Origin of the sequence: Paenarthrobacter sp. FR1, assembly GCF_051106045.1 — a bacterium.
GTDB lineage: Bacteria > Actinomycetota > Actinomycetes > Actinomycetales > Micrococcaceae > Arthrobacter > Arthrobacter nitroguajacolicus_A.
Genome location: NZ_JBPFSF010000008.1, coordinates 106,088 through 120,520 on the forward strand (window position 1 = coordinate 106,088; position 14,433 = coordinate 120,520).

The window sequence follows — 14,433 nt, forward strand, 5'->3', positions numbered from 1 at the left end:
TGTTGTCCCCTACTTGGGTTAAGCGGACTTACGGGCAGCGCGTTGGGCAGCGCGTTCCACGACCTTGCGACTCAGGACGCCGTGGCCGGCCATGAGCCGAGGGACCACAACGTAGACCGCCGCGGGGACCACCAGCGCCGTCAGCAGGAGTGCGCGCAGGACGGGGTGCCATGGTTCCATGATGGGACCGAGCAGCAGCATCCCCAGGGAAACGAGGGGGAAGATCGCTAGCCACGTGATGAGGGCACGCATGTGAACGGACGGCACCTTCGGGCGGGCCGGGGCCACGGCGGTGGACTCAGCAGGGATTTCAGACGTTGCTTGGGCTGTCATGGCATTCTCCAACTAAACGGTTGCTTTTGGCTTGGAATCACCATAACCGCGTCCGGGAACAATTACAACCAGCTAGTTGGAAACTGCTAATATGACCCTATGGCATGGGACACAGAGCGAACCAAGGGACTGCTGCTTCAGGCAGCCACGTCCGAGTTCTGCACGCGTGGACTGGCCGGTGCCCGCATTGACCGCATTGCGGCGGAAGCAGGCGTCAACAAGGAGCGGATCTACCAATACTTCGGCAACAAGAACGCGCTGTTCGATGCCGTCATCGTCTCCGCCCTCAGCACCCTCATGGACGAGGTTCCCATTGAAGGCAGCGGACCCGAGGCCATGGCGGACTATGCCGGCCGACTCTTCGACCATCACCAGAAAGATGCCACGGCACCACGCCTCCTGTTCTGGGAAGGACTGGAGCGGGGCACGGAGGTCGTCGGCCTGCCGAAGCGAATGGCCAACTGCGCATCGAAGGTCAACAGCACCATTGCTGCTCTCCCCGGCATCTCACGGGAAGATGCCGGCGATCTCCTCATCACCATCGTGAGCCTCTGCGACGCCGCCCCGGTACTGCCCGCCCTCGACGGATTGATGGCTGGTGCCGAGCCGGGACGGGCCGAAAGGCGACGCGCCGCCGTCGTACGTACCGTTTACCTGGCAGCCGCAGCGCTGGCCGCCGAAGCGCAAGAAGTCAGCAACGCTTCGGCGACCACCCCCTAGCTTCTACTGGGCGCCGGCCTCGTCGAACTGCGAGCGCGCGGCGAGGGACTTCTGCGCCTGGATCTGCTTGGCCAGCATGAGCTGCGCTTCATCACGGATCAGCGTGGGATCGCTCGACGGCGGCACGAGACCTGCCGCTGCGATCTGGGCACGGGCGTCGTCGTCCACCGCGAAGCCCCACTTGAGGAAGAAGTCGCTCAGGTCCGCCTTGGCCGCTTTGCTCGCCCAGACCACGAAGTTGCGCAGGCGGTAGGCCTCATCCCAATAGTCGCCCTTAGGAGGACGTTCTTCGCGGATGATCTTGTGCATAGTGGGCCAGAAGTTCTTGAAGCCCAAGCGCAGCTGTTCGAACATCACAAGTCGCTCCATGCCGTCGAACGTGGTGCCGTACACCACGCCTTCACTGCCGATCATCGGCACTGCCGACTCCCACGGCGTGAGGCCAGTGGTCCCATCCGGCACGTGCAGCCGGGGCTGTTGACCATATTTCTTGGCGAAACTGGCATTCACGGCGAGGGAGTAGATGTTCACGGTGACCTCGGTGAGGGAGGTGGGCTTGTAGGTCACCTGTTGATGCTGGTGACCCAGTTCGTGATAGACGCCCCATCCTCGCATGCGCAGCCCTTCCACCGTCAGGAGCCGATCCTGGATGGGCGGCGGATAGGACGTGTGGCCGTGGGTGGCATACGCTCCCACGTTGGCGATTGCCGAGGGGTACCCCACCAAATGGTACGGGTGGGCTTGGCGGGCATGGAGCGGGCTGGAACCGTCGTACCCACTGGTCACGTCCTCGATGGAGATCAGGTCCTCGAAGGTGAACATCAAGTCGGAGTGATTCTCGGATCGGTACCGCAGGGCGGATGCGCGCTCCACGGTGACCGTGGCGTGGGAACTGACCAGCTCCACGAACGGAGTTGGCCGTTCATCGAGCTGGCGCTGGAATTCGAGTTCACTGGTTCGTCCGTACACGAAGTACGGCATGGGCTGCGCCACGGCGTCGAGTGTGGCATTCACGTAGCCGCTGGTTCCCATCACTTTGTAATAGATCACCCCTCCGCCGGCATCGGTGATGACGTTCTTACCCTTCTTCAGCGCATACTCACGCGGCTTCTTGAATTCCGGGCGGGCGTCGGCGTCGGGGGCTCCGACCACCAGCACCGCGTTCGGCGCTGTCATGGCTTTGACCGTCACGGTGAGGGCCGTTCCGGCGGGCAGGTAAAAGCCCGTGGATTGCAGGTTGGTGTTGCACAAGGAAATCTGGAGCCTGTCCTCCTCAGCGCCGTGCGCATCCGGCATCGCGGTGACGATCTGGCTGCGCGATTGACTGGTTCGGGTGTCGGCCGTGGCGGGCGCGGCGGCCCACGGCACCATCACGCCTCCAGCAACAACCGCCAGGGCGCCCAATGCGCCCCGCCTGCTGATGGTGGCCTGCCCCAAGGACAGCAGCGCCGCGCTTTGGACTTTATGTGAATTGGGGACAGTGCTATGGCTTTCACTCATGGATCATCCTTTAGTCCGGGCCAATCACTGTGACCAGCCTCACGGGTTAAAATGAAAGCGCTTACTATTGATTAACGCAAGACTTCCCCGCAAATAAGACCAAGAGAGATGCTAAAAACGGCAAAATAGAAAGCGTTTACTGCCGCAATAGCGGACTATGTGACAGATTCGACACCAAAAATGACTTTCATGTGTAGTGGCCCCCTAGCCGAGGAGGGGTGCTATCACCCATGCTTGCAGCATGTACTCAACGTCGAGCCCATACCGCATCATCACGGTCTGCACTGGAAACATCTGCCGCTCGCCCATGGCAGCACTCATGCTCACCGAAGCCTTTGAAGCGGAGGGGCTCGGCAAGCTGGTAGCAGTCGATTCTGCGGGCACCACAGGGTACGAGGTGGGGCATCCCATTGACCCCCGAGCCGCCCGCGTCCTGACGGCCCAGCACATAGCTTCCGAGGACCACATCGCCCGACAGTGGAGGCGTGAATGGTTCGCCGAGAGGGACCTTATCCTCGCGCTCGATGTAGACCACTTCGGCTGGCTCCAGGAAGGCGCTCCAGACCGCGCGTCGTTGGAGAAAGTACGGATGTTCCGTAGTTTCGACCCGCGCATGGCGGGCCGCAGCTCCCTTGATTTGGGCATCGAGGACCCTTGGTACGGCGGCCACACAGACTTCGACAACACCTGGACGCTGATCAAGGCCGCCATCCCAGGGATCGTCCAGCACGCCAAGGCAGCGATCGCGGCCGCGGACAGCGCCAAAGCCCCGGAGCACCAGCAGGTAACCTCTATGTCATGACCCCTGCACCCGTGATCATCGCTGTTGACGGCAGGTCCGGCGCAGGCAAGACCACGCTGGCCGTTGAACTGGCGGCCCGGTTACGGCAGCACCACAAAGTCTCGCTCTTCCACCTGGAGGACATCTACCCTGGCTGGAATGGCCTCATGCCGGGCATTGAGCGCTACGTCGCCACGGTCCTCAAGCCGCTGAGCGAAGGCCTGGCCGCGGAATGGACCAGCTGGGATTGGGAAAAGCACTACGACGGCGGACTCAACGTCACGCTGCCCGCCGAGATCGTCATCGTTGAAGGCGTGGGAGCGGCAGCGGACGCAGCCCGATCCATGCTGGACGCCGTGGTGTGGGTCGAGTCCCCCGGCGACGATCGCCGTCGTCGTGCTTTGACGCGCGACGGGAGCACCTACGAACCGTACTGGGACAGCTGGGCCGCCCAAGAGGATGACTGGCTTGAGGCTGATTCGGTGGTCAGCGCTGCAGACGTCCACGTCCGGAACCTCGCCGACGGAAGCGCGCCGGACGATGTCCTGCAGGCCCTCATGTATCTGCCACCGCTCGCGGCGATCCTCTCACCCGAGCTCAGCGCACGACGCGGATTGCAGCTTCGCTCCGAGCGTCTGGATGCAACGCCTGACGCGGCGCTGCTGTTCGAGGCACTCTACGGCCGCTCGGCGAACGCCGCCTGGCTCGATTCCTCCAACGCCTCGGTGGTCGCCGGCAGGTCCCAGGCCGCTGCCCGCAGCCGCTTCAGCATCCTGGCCGACGACGGCGGCGCGTACGGCCAGTCGGTTCTGCACCGGTCCGGGGCTACCCAGGTGACCGCAGGCACCGCCACGGTGACCACGTCCGGGCCATTTTTCCGCTGGCTCGATTCCGTCTGGGGCCGCCGGGCCGTCCGCGCACCTCGCGGCTACGACGGTCAATTCACGCTCGGCTGGCTCGGCTTCCTGGGCTACGAACTCAAGCGCGAAACCGGCGGCAACGACGTCCAGTCCGACACCCCTGACGCTGCCCTGCTCTTCGCTGGACGGGCCGTGGTGCTGGACCACCGTGAGCGCACCGTGTGGCTGCTCGCTCTGGACGCGCCCGACGCCGATGCGTGGCTCCGCGAGGCGCGCGCCGCCGTCGTCGGGGCTTCCGGTGGCGTTGACGCAGGCGGCGGTGCCGCTTCAGCCGCTGTCCCAGCGTCCGCTGTCCCGGCGTCCGCTGTCCCGGCGTCCGCTGCCCCCGAGTTCGCCAGCAGGGATTCCGCAACGGACTACAAGCGCAAGATCGCCGACTCCCAGCACCAGATCAGCGAAGGCAACACCTATGAGGTCTGCCTGACCACTACCCTCGAAGCGCCCGCCGGGGACCTTGATCCATGGCAGAGCTACCTGGCCCTTCGACGCCGGAACCCGGCTCCGTTCGCCAGTTACCTCCGGTTTGGCGAACTTGTGGTGGCCAGCACATCGCCCGAACGTTTCCTCCGTATCCTGTCCGACGGCGGTATGCGCGCCGAGCCGATCAAGGGAACCCGGGGCCGGGCTGCTGATCCGCATGAGGACGATGCCTTGAGGCACGACCTTGAGACGTCCCTGAAGGACCGCGCCGAGAACATCATGATCGTGGACCTGCTGCGCAACGACCTCAGCCACTTCGCCATCCCGGGATCCGTCACCGTTAGCCGACTCTGCGTGATCGAAAGCTACGCCACCGTCCACCAAATGGTGAGCACCGTGGATGCGCACCTACGTCCCGGGGCCCCTCGAGCCGAAGCCGTGGCGGCTGCCTTCCCGGCCGGCTCCATGACGGGAGCGCCCAAGATCAGCACCATGGACATCCTGGATCAGCTGGAATCGGGGCCACGAGGCATCTACTCGGGCGCCATTGGCTACTTTTCCCTGAACGCGGCAACAGACCTCGCGGTGGTGATCCGTACCCTGGTGGTGAACCCCGACGGTGCCGACGGACCAACGCTGAGCCTCGGCGTGGGCGGGGCCATTACAGCTGACTCCGTGGCCGACGACGAGTACGAGGAAATCCGGACCAAGGCATTCGGGGTGCTGTCCACGCTGGGCGCTGAATTTCCCGGCTGATTTCCCGAGGTGATTTCCTCTGTTGAGGGCTACTGGAGCGTGGCCGTCAATCTGGCCACGTTATCCACATACTTGGCCAGCGGGGGCCTGTCCATCCAGTCATCCAACATAAGCTCACGGGACACCTCGCGATACGTGGACTCCACGGCACGCATGAGGGTCACGGTTTCGGCACCCAGGAGCATCACCGAAACCTCCATGTTCAGGGAGAAGGAGCGCATGTCCATGTTGCTGGAGCCAAGAACCGCCACCTCGTCATCAATGGTGAAGTGCTTGGCGTGGAGGACGTACGGAGCCCGGTACAGGTAGATACGCACTCCAGCTTCCAGCAGGGCCTCGTAGTAGGACCTCTGCGCATGGTGGACCAGGAACTGGTCGCCCTTCTCGGACACGAAGAGCTCAACGTCCACGCCCCGCTGCGCCGCTGTGGTGATGGCGTACAGCAATGAGTCGTCGGGCACGAAGTACGGGCTGCAAATGGAGATTCGATGCTGTGCCGAGTAGATGAGCGTGTTGAACAGGCGAAGGTTGTTTTCGGTAGCGAATCCCGGCCCGCTTGGTACCACCTGCGCCGTCACCTTACCCGGCGACGGCTGGGTTGGCAGGCGCAGCTGGTCTTCCAGGGACTCGTCCGTTTCACTCAGCCAGTCCGTGGCGAAGACGACGTTCAGCGTGGCCACGATCGGGCCTTCAAGGCGGGACATGAGCTCAACCCATTTGCGGCCCACTTTGTGGTGCTTGGGGTTGTTGTAGGAGGGCTCGATCAGGTTTTGCGAGCCGGTGAACGCAACCTCGCCGTCGATCACCATGATCTTGCGGTGGTTCCGGAGGTCCGGGCGTCGCCATTGGCCGTGGATGGGCAGCAGCGGGAGCATCCGCTTCCACTGGATCTTGCCTGCCTTGAGCCTACGGATCAGGCGACGGTACCCCTTGACGCGCAGTGTTCCGATGTGATCGAAGAGCAGCCTGACGGTGACACCCCGATCAGCTGCCTTCTCCAGTTCGGTGAGCAGCTCGTCCGTCACGGAGTCGCTGCTCATGATGTAGAACTCGGCATTGACGTAGCTCTTGGCACCGCTGACCGCTTGGGCCATGGCCTTGATGGATTCCTCATATCCGGGAATGAGCTCCACCTTGTTGCCGTCCACCATGGGCAGCGAACCGAGCCGATGGTTCAGTTCCCCCGCAGACTTCACCCACTCCGGACCGGAGTAGACGCTCACGGGGTCCGCGAGGTCCGAGGTGACAGCACGGACGCGTCGATTGACTTCTTCCTGCTGCTCACGCCGGCGCTTGGACAGCTTGAAATTTCCAAAGAGCAGGAACAGGACAAAACCCACGGAAGGGATCAGGAACACAGCCAACAGCCAGGCCATGGCTGTGGTGGGGCGTCGGTTACCGGGAATGATGCCCAGCAACACTATGCGCATGATGACTTCCGCAATGGCCCACACGCCCAGTAACCAGGTCCACTCCTGGCCAAACGGAAAAGGAAAGAGCACCCGACAAACCCCCACAGTTCATGAACAACAGTGACCACAGCCTATCCGGCAAAGTCCCCTCCACCGGGTCCGCACTAAGCTGGGGGCATGACTTCACCTGCTCCGACGGTCCTTGTTTTCCTGGACCCCGCCTTCGAAAACGGTCGAATCGCCGACTCCAGCCAACCCCAGCTCATGGCAACGGACTTGGGCGCCACGCGCGGCGACGGCGTCTTCGAATCCCTTTTGGCTGTCCAAGGACGTCCCCGCAAGGTCCAGGCACACCTGAACCGGCTGGGCAGCTCCGCGGCAGCACTGGACCTGGCACTCCCGGAGCAGGACGCGTGGCGCAAGGCGATCGACACTGCCATCAACGAATTCCGCGATGTCCACCCCGCCCCCACCCCGGAGGAGGACGAGGTCGTCGTCAAGCTGATCGTCACCCGGGGCGTCGAAGGCGCCGCCAGCCCCACCTGCTGGGTTCAGGCTTCGCCCTCGCCCGCAGGGAGTCGCCGGCAACGCGAGACGGGTATCGACGTCGTGCTGTTGGACCGCGGCTTCGATACCGAAGCCGGTGAGCGCGCGCCTTGGCTGCTGCTGGGCGCCAAGACGCTCTCCTACGCCGTCAACATGGCTGCGCTGCGCTACGCCCACAAACAGGGCGCCGATGACGCGATCTTCACTTCCACCGACGGCCGCGTCCTGGAAGGGCCGACATCCACTGTGCTGTTGGCCCACCTTGAAACAGTCGACGACGGCGACGGTTCAGTCAGGACTGTTCGGCGCCTCATCACGCCGCAGCATGACAGCGGCATCCTCCCGGGCACCTCGCAGGGGGCGCTGTTCGCGGCGGCGAAAGCTGCCGGCTGGGAGCTTGGCTACGGCCCCCTTGTGCCGCAGGACCTGTTCGATGCCGACGCCGTGTGGCTCATCTCAAGCATCCGTTTGATCGCCCCGGTCAACCACATCAACGGCAAGGAAATCGGCACCCCGGCCGTGCGTAAACAACTCACCGCCGAATTGAATGAACTGTTCGCGGGGATCGAGTAAATCACTCGGCTTCGGAGGCGGCTGCCTACGAAGCTCCGCTTGGAACCTAGCAGGTCGCAAGTAGAGTAATCGCTCGCATGACTCAATGATTAGCAAATCTTAGTCTCGGCCTTGGGCGGTTTGCGCGTGAAATCGCGTTTCTTATCCTCCTTGAATTGGCCGTCCGTCATGTGATGAATCTTGTTCTCGTGTTAGTTGGATCACGTCCTCTTGGCACTACTTCAGACTTTGCTGGCTAACTTCCCGGAGGGAATATGGGACTCAGCTCCCCCACAAAAGCCGAAGCATCGGCAACCGAGGCACAGTCCCAGACTGGCGCATCACAGCCAGGACTCCGCCGGTCCATGGAGGCCCGGCACCTGGTGATGATCGCCATGGGTGGCGTCATCGGCTCAGGCCTGTTCGTCAGTTCCGGATACACCATCGCAACTGCCGGCCCGCTGGGTGCCGTGATTGCCTTCCTCATCGGCGCCGTAGTCGTTTACTTGGTAATGGCATGCCTCGGGGAGCTCGCCGTAGCGTTCCCCGTGTCAGGCGCTTTCCACATCTACGCTGCCCGAACCATCGGCCCAGCCACCGGTTTTGCTACCGCTTGGCTGTATTGGCTCTGCTGGGCGGTGGCTTTGGGCTCCGAATTCACCGCAGCGGGCCTACTCATGCAGCGCTGGTTCCCAGGCGTCGACGTCTGGATCTGGTGTTTCGTGTTCGCCACCGTCCTGTTCACACTGAACGCCATCTCATCACGTGTCTTTGGTGAATCGGAGTTCTGGTTCGCGCTCATCAAGGTCGCCGCCGTCGTCGGCCTCATCATCCTGGGCGGCGCTGCGCTGGCAGGCTTCCATCCCCTTGCCGCCGGCGACTACTCGTCATTCGGCGAGAACTTCGCCACCTCGGACGGACTGTTCCCGAACGGCTTCACGGGTGTCTTCGTCACGTGCCTGGCCGTTTTCTACGCCTTCTCCGGCTCCGAGCTGATCGGCGTCGCTGCCGGCGAAACGGCCAACCCGGGTGCGAACATCCCCAAGGCCATGCGGACCACGGTCATCCGGCTGCTGATCTTCTTCGTCGGGGCCATCACGGTTATCGCGGCCACCATTCCCTACGATAAAGTCAGCGTGGACGAGAGCCCGTTCGTGACGGTCTTCTCCATGCTCGGCATCCCGTATGCAGCGGACATCATGAACTTCGTGATCATCACTGCGCTGCTCTCGGCCGGCAACTGTGGGCTCTTCTCCTGCGCCCGCATGCTCTTCTCGTTGGCCGACGAAGGCCATGCGCCCAAGGCGTTCCGCAAGTTGACCAAGCGGGGCATCCCCATGGTTGCCCTCTGCGTGAGCATGCTCGGCGGCCTCGCGTCGCTGATCAGCAGCGTGGTGGCGCCAGCCACTGTCTACCTGGTGCTCGTCTCCGTGGCGGGTTTCGCAACGGTGGGCGTCTGGATGTCCATCGTCGCCTCGCACTTCATCTACCGGCGGACCTTCGTGAAGAACGGTGGCGACCTGAGCACCCTGGCCTACAAGGCTCCGCTGTTCCCGTTGGTTCCGATCCTCGCCTTTGCGCTGTGCGTTGTTTCGCTGATCGGCATCGCGTTCGACCCCAATCAAGTGGCTGCGCTGCTCTTCGGTGTTCCCTTTGTGGGGGCCTGCTACGCGTTCTTCTACTTCAAATACGGCCGACGCCGGTCGCTCAAGAAGGTCGTCGACGCTTAGGTTTCGCGGCTTCCCGACCCCGGTCCCCCACCACCTACTTTGAATCGCCGGCCGCCTCGACACGCCCTCCAGAGGGAGGGTCGAGGCGGCCCCAGCCGCCAAAGTAGATGGTGGGGGCGCAGGTCTTGCTACTTCTTGGCCGCGCGCACCGGGTGCTCGCTCAGGATGGACAGCCGGTTGAAGGCGTTGATTCCGATCGCTGCCATGCAGAGGACACTGATCTGCTCGTCGCTGTAGTGTTGCCGCGCCTGTTCGAAGAGCTCGGGGCTGGGCCGCGACGAACTCATGCGGGTGATCTGCTCGGCAATCTCCATGGCCACCACCTCGGCCGGTTCGAAGAGTTGCACTTCCCTGTACACAGCAACCAGGGACAGCCGCTGTTCCGTTTCACCGTATTTCAAAGCTCGGCGATGGTGGAGGTCCAGGCAGAAGGCACAACCGTTGATCTGCGAGGACAGGTAGTTGATGAGTTCGAGGGTGCGTCGCTGGATACCAAGCCGGTCAGCTTCGTCGACGAGTTGCTGGGAGTAGTGGCTTAGCGTCGCATAAAGGTCGGGCTGTTGCTTGTCCAGATAGCCGGCCAGCCGTGGTTTTGTTTCCTGTTCGGGCATGGTTGGAGCCTAACGCAACGATTCACGGCAGCAGGAATGATCTCAGCGCGGTGCGGACGGGATGTGAGAGAGCGTCCACCAAAAACGGACGGGAAGTGAGAGAGCGTCCACCAAAAACGGGTGGGAAGTGAGAGAGCGTCCTAGCCCTGGATGTCCTGGATGTCCCGGGCGGCGGGGACGTCGGCGGCGAGGCGGATTCCGTGCTCTGCCAGCCACACCGGGTTGAAGGCCTTGCTCAGGTAGTTGGTGCCGGCGTCGGGGGCTATGGCTACCACCACCGAGCCGTGGGGTGCGGCGCGCGCCACCCGCACAGCGGCTGCCACCGCGAGGCCGGACGACGGGCCCAGCGCGAGACCTTCTTCGTCGAGGAGCCGATGCACCGTGGTGTAGACCTCGTCGTTAGGAATGCGCAGGAAGCGGTCAACGATGGAGCGGTCAAAGATCTTGGGCCACTCGGCTTGCGGCCAGGAGTTGCCCACTCCGTCCACCAGGATCTCGCCGGGATGACCGCCGCTGTAGGCGGAGCCATAGGGGTCGGCGCCGACAACTTCCACGTGCCCACCCGGTCGCAAGGCAGCAACGCGCTCCTTCAAAAACCGGCCGTTCCCGCTGATGGTCCCGCCGGTCCCGATGCCAGCCACGAAGTGTGTCACCAAGCCACCGGTTTGCTCCCAGATTTCCGGTCCAGTGGTTTCATAGTGCGCGGCGGGGTTGGCAGGGTTGTCGAACTGCATGGGCCGCCACGCGCCAGGGGTCTCAGCAGTGATGCGGGCAGCCACGGCCCGGGCGTTCTCCGGCGACTCGGACGGCGCATTCCAATCAGTCAGGATCACCCTGGCACCGTAATTGTGGAGCGCGGCAAGCTTCTCCTGCGAAATGGTGTCGCCCGTAACCACCACCACGGGATGGCCGGTCAGGTGCCCAATGAGGGCCAGCCCAATGCCGGTGTTCCCGGAGGTGCTCTCCACGATGGTCGCCCCAGGCCGCAGTTCACCAGATCTCTCAGCCGCCCGCACCATGCTCAGCGCCGTGCGGTCCTTGATGGAGCCGCCGGGGTTCTCGGACTCGAGCTTGATGTGGATGGCGCTGCCCAGCCCACGGCTCAGGGACTCCAACTTCACCAGCGGCGTGTTGCCCACCTTGTCCAGGACCGAGGCATCCAATCCGTCCGGCACCGAAGTCGCCGCGTGCACACCATGTTTGCGGATCGCCGTACTCACCACGCTTCCTCCCCTGTCTCCAAAAATTCCTGGGCTACGGCCTCGCGCAGTTCGGCCCGCGCCCGCTCCACGAGGTCAGGCGCCGACGGCCGGTCCGCCAGCACATCGGCCAAACGACCCACGACGGCGCCGGTCCCCTTCCCGAGCGGTTGCGCGGCTCCCGCTTCGAGCAGCAGATACGACGCCGTCAAGGCCTCTATTGCCAAGAGCTTTTCCAAGGCGTCCAACGACTTTTCCAGTTGCTGGAGGGCGAGCGGGGCGAGCGTCGAGTGGTCCTCGACGTCGGCCGAAAGTGTCGGGGCGCCGAGGGTCGCCGGTGCTGCCAGGACCTTCAGTTCGGCCAGCAGACCAGCGGCGGAGTACCAGAGCAGCCCGGGCAATTCTTCCTGCGCCAAGCCGGAGGCCGAAGAGGCCGCACCCTGCAAATGCTTCGCCCGGATGGCGCGCTGCGGCGGATACAACTTGGCAATGCGCCGCTCGCTGGAAATCCCTACATGCGCCAAAGCCAGTCGCAAACCCTCATAGGCAAGGGCCAACTGCATGGGTTGGAAGTTCCCGCCGGATACCATCAACCCGGATTCGACGTCGGCCAAGGGGTTGTCTCCGCGCCCGTTCAGCTCTACCTCCAGGGCCACACCAAGCTGATTCACCAGGGAACGGAAAGCCCCGTGCGTCTGGGGTGCGGCCCGAAATGACAACGCATCCTGCACCGATACCTCCGGCCGAACATCCTCCAACCATCCACCGCTCAACAGGCGGCGCACAACGGCAGCCGAGTCCCGCTGACCGTCCACCGCCTTGGCCGCCTGGATGGCCGGCGAGAACGGGCTGAGGTTCCCGCCGCCGTCGTACCGTGCGATGGTCTCCAGCGAGAGGGAAAGTGCGACGTCGGCCAGCTCGCTCAGGTGCTGCAGCCGCAGCAACGCCAGGGTTCCGGCACCTACCGAGTAGGCGTTGGCGCTCACCAGGGCGAGGGCCTCTCCGGGTGCGAGAACCAAGGGCTGGAGCCCTGCATCGGCCAGCGCCTTGGCGCCCGATACCAGCGTTCCGGACGCGTCTAATGCTTGGCCTTCACCGATGGCAACAGCGGCGACGGCGGCAAGCTGGGTCAGGTCCGATGAGCCCACCGAGCCTTCGCGCGGGATGGCGGGAATGACGCCACGGTTGAGCAGTTCGACATAGAAAAGGGCGGTCTCCGGGCGCACCCCCGAGCCCCCGCGGCTGAATCCGATGAGCCGGGCGAGGATCACTGCACGGGCAGCGGCGCGGTCCAGGTACGAGCCGACTCCGCTGTTGTGATACCTGACCACTTGGACTTGGTACGCCAGGAGGGACTTCTCCTCCACAGCGGTGTCCCGGCCGGAGCCGAGCAGGGTGTTGAGTCCGTAGACCCGTTGCCCGGAGGCAGCAGCCTTCTCCACGACCGCCCGGGATCGGTCGATCAGAGACAACGCATCTTGGTTGAGTTTCACGTGAAACGACGGATCAGATGCCGTCAAAGCCACGTCCACGGCGCGCACCGGCGCCGTACCAATCGTCAACGGCTCAGCAGAAGCCATCAGAAGTCCAGAAGGTTCTGGCGGAACCCACCGTTGCCGTAACTCGTCCTCAACAGGCCGCGGCGCCGCAGTTCGGGCGTGAGCTTGTCCAGCACACTGTGCACCGTCACCGGGTCGACGAAGCCGGAGAAGAGGAAGCCGTCGCCCCCTACGGCCGCGCCGGTTTCCTCCAGATAGTCGGCGATCTCGCCCACCGTGCCGATGATCGAGTCTCCGGCCCCGCCACTGCGTGCCTGCAGGATCTGGCGCAGCGTGGAACCGGGAGGCGCGGCCTTGGCGAAGTGTTCCAACGTGCCTTGGTTGCTGTTGGTGCTCAGCTCGGGAAGCGGGGCATCGAGGTCGAACCGCTTGAAGTCGATCACGGACAGGTAGGAGATGGAGTTGAGCTGGCTGTCGATATCGCGCTGGGTGAGTTCACGGCGCTGCGCCCGTAGCTCCTCCGCCTCTGCAGTAGAACCAACAACGGTGGGCTTCAGCACGAAAAGTACCTTCACGTCGTCGGGGTTCCTCCCGGCCTTGGCAGCCTCGGCGCGGATCGAATCCCGGTAGGCCTTCATGCCGTCAACGCCGCGGGCGAGCGCAATTGCCACATCAGCGTGACCGCCGGCGAACGCTTTGCCTCGGGGAGAGGCGCCGGCTTGGACCAGCACGGGCTCCTCGGGCAGCGGTGCCGTGTTCAGTGGACCACGAACCTTGAAGAAGTCGCCTTCGTGGTTGATCGGATGCACCTTGGTATGGTCCGCGAACACGCCGGCGGCAACATCCTCAAGCACAGCGCCAGGTTCCCAGCTCCGCCACAGGCGCGTGACGACGTCGACGAACTCTTCAGCCTTCTCATACCGGAGGTCGTGTTCAATCTGCTGGTCCAGTCCGTAGTTCTGGGCGGCGAGGTCGCTGCCGGAAGTGACCACGTTCCAGCCAAGCTGGCCCTCCGAGAAGTGCTGAAGGGTAGCGAGCAGCCGGGCCGCTGTGAACGGCGGATAGAACGAGGCACTGACGGTAGGAACAATTCCCAAGTGCTCCGTGGCAGACAGAAGGTATGGGACCAACGCGAGCGGATCATGCTTCGGGGCGAAGGACGCGTGGGCCAGCGAAACCTCGGCGGTGCCGCCATAAGTGTCCGGGACGGTCAGGGAATCCTCGATGATGAACAGGTCCAGTCCGGATCGCTCAAACGCGCGCACGGCTTCCTGGTACAGGGCGGGTTTCTTCCAGTCGTAGCCCAGGGCGTAACCGGGAGTCCCCCACCCTTGGACTCCGAAACCGTGGCCCACGAACCAACCAAAATGCAGCATGGGCTTGAGTGTAGAACTGCTCTGTCCGTTCACCGCGACCTGATTTCATGCGAAGTTACAGGGGGTCGTACTGCGTCA

Annotated in this window: 12 protein-coding genes; 5 read left to right on the plus strand and 7 right to left on the minus strand. The window is 63.6% G+C overall.

Annotated features, from left to right (window positions below; genetic code table 11):
• Window positions 1–18: 18 nt before the first annotated feature.
• Entirely contained in the window at window positions 19–333 is a 315-nt protein-coding gene (locus tag ACR30Z_RS15970; protein WP_434373526.1) for a hypothetical protein, read from the minus strand.
• 99 nt (window positions 334–432) lie between these two features.
• Here ACR30Z_RS15970 and ACR30Z_RS15975 point away from each other — a divergent pair, with 99 nt between their 5' ends.
• The gene (locus tag ACR30Z_RS15975; protein WP_144649219.1) at window positions 433–1,053 is read left to right on the plus strand and encodes a TetR/AcrR family transcriptional regulator; all 621 of its coding nucleotides are present in this window, start codon (window positions 433–435) and stop codon (window positions 1,051–1,053) included.
• A gap of 3 nt (window positions 1,054–1,056) precedes the next feature.
• On the opposite strand, the gene ACR30Z_RS15980 is transcribed toward ACR30Z_RS15975, so the two are convergent.
• Window positions 1,057–2,553 carry a M60 family metallopeptidase gene (locus ACR30Z_RS15980; RefSeq protein WP_144649218.1) on the minus strand — a complete coding sequence of 499 codons (1,497 nt, stop codon included), beginning with the start codon at window positions 2,551–2,553 and terminating at the stop codon, window positions 1,057–1,059.
• A gap of 241 nt (window positions 2,554–2,794) precedes the next feature.
• Between ACR30Z_RS15980 and ACR30Z_RS15985 the strand changes: the two genes are divergently transcribed.
• Together ACR30Z_RS15985 and pabB are read left to right on the plus strand one after the other, a co-directional pair.
• Window positions 2,795–3,355 (plus strand): low molecular weight protein-tyrosine-phosphatase, encoded by a 561-nt coding sequence (locus ACR30Z_RS15985; protein WP_144649217.1) that lies wholly within the window; start codon window positions 2,795–2,797, stop codon window positions 3,353–3,355.
• On the plus strand, window positions 3,352–5,430 hold the full coding sequence (pabB, locus tag ACR30Z_RS15990; protein ID WP_434373529.1) for an aminodeoxychorismate synthase component I: 2,079 nt from the start codon (window positions 3,352–3,354) through the stop codon (window positions 5,428–5,430). The genes ACR30Z_RS15985 and pabB overlap by 4 nt, the downstream gene beginning before the upstream one ends.
• Before the next feature lie 29 nt (window positions 5,431–5,459).
• Here the strand turns inward: pabB and cls are convergent, their stop codons facing one another.
• A complete protein-coding gene (gene cls / locus ACR30Z_RS15995) occupies window positions 5,460–6,932 on the minus strand; it encodes a cardiolipin synthase (RefSeq protein WP_144649215.1) in 1,473 nt (490 codons plus the stop codon).
• 87 nt (window positions 6,933–7,019) lie between these two features.
• On the opposite strand from cls, the gene ACR30Z_RS16000 reads away from it, so the two are divergent.
• The gene (locus tag ACR30Z_RS16000; protein ID WP_434373531.1) at window positions 7,020–7,961 is read left to right on the plus strand and encodes an aminodeoxychorismate lyase; all 942 of its coding nucleotides are present in this window, start codon (window positions 7,020–7,022) and stop codon (window positions 7,959–7,961) included.
• 254 nt (window positions 7,962–8,215) lie between these two features.
• Entirely contained in the window at window positions 8,216–9,670 is a 1,455-nt protein-coding gene (locus ACR30Z_RS16005) for an amino acid permease (protein WP_434373533.1), read from the plus strand.
• A 128-nt stretch (window positions 9,671–9,798) separates the two neighbouring features.
• Here the strand turns inward: ACR30Z_RS16005 and ACR30Z_RS16010 are convergent, their stop codons facing one another.
• From ACR30Z_RS16010 to ACR30Z_RS16025, 4 genes are all read right to left on the minus strand, one after another.
• Window positions 9,799–10,281, minus strand: a complete 483-nt coding sequence (locus tag ACR30Z_RS16010; protein ID WP_434373535.1) for a carboxymuconolactone decarboxylase family protein — start codon at window positions 10,279–10,281, stop codon at window positions 9,799–9,801.
• A gap of 140 nt (window positions 10,282–10,421) precedes the next feature.
• Window positions 10,422–11,504: a PLP-dependent cysteine synthase family protein gene (locus ACR30Z_RS16015; RefSeq protein WP_144649211.1), complete on the minus strand. Its 1,083-nt coding sequence runs from the start codon at window positions 11,502–11,504 to the stop codon at window positions 10,422–10,424.
• On the minus strand, window positions 11,498–13,060 hold the full coding sequence (locus ACR30Z_RS16020) for an aromatic amino acid ammonia-lyase (RefSeq protein ID WP_434373538.1): 1,563 nt from the start codon (window positions 13,058–13,060) through the stop codon (window positions 11,498–11,500). The genes ACR30Z_RS16015 and ACR30Z_RS16020 overlap by 7 nt, the downstream gene beginning before the upstream one ends.
• Window positions 13,060–14,388 (minus strand): NtaA/DmoA family FMN-dependent monooxygenase, encoded by a 1,329-nt coding sequence (locus ACR30Z_RS16025; protein ID WP_434373539.1) that lies wholly within the window; start codon window positions 14,386–14,388, stop codon window positions 13,060–13,062. Before ACR30Z_RS16025 ends, ACR30Z_RS16020 begins: the two co-directional genes overlap by 1 nt.
• Window positions 14,389–14,433: the final 45 nt, after the last annotated feature.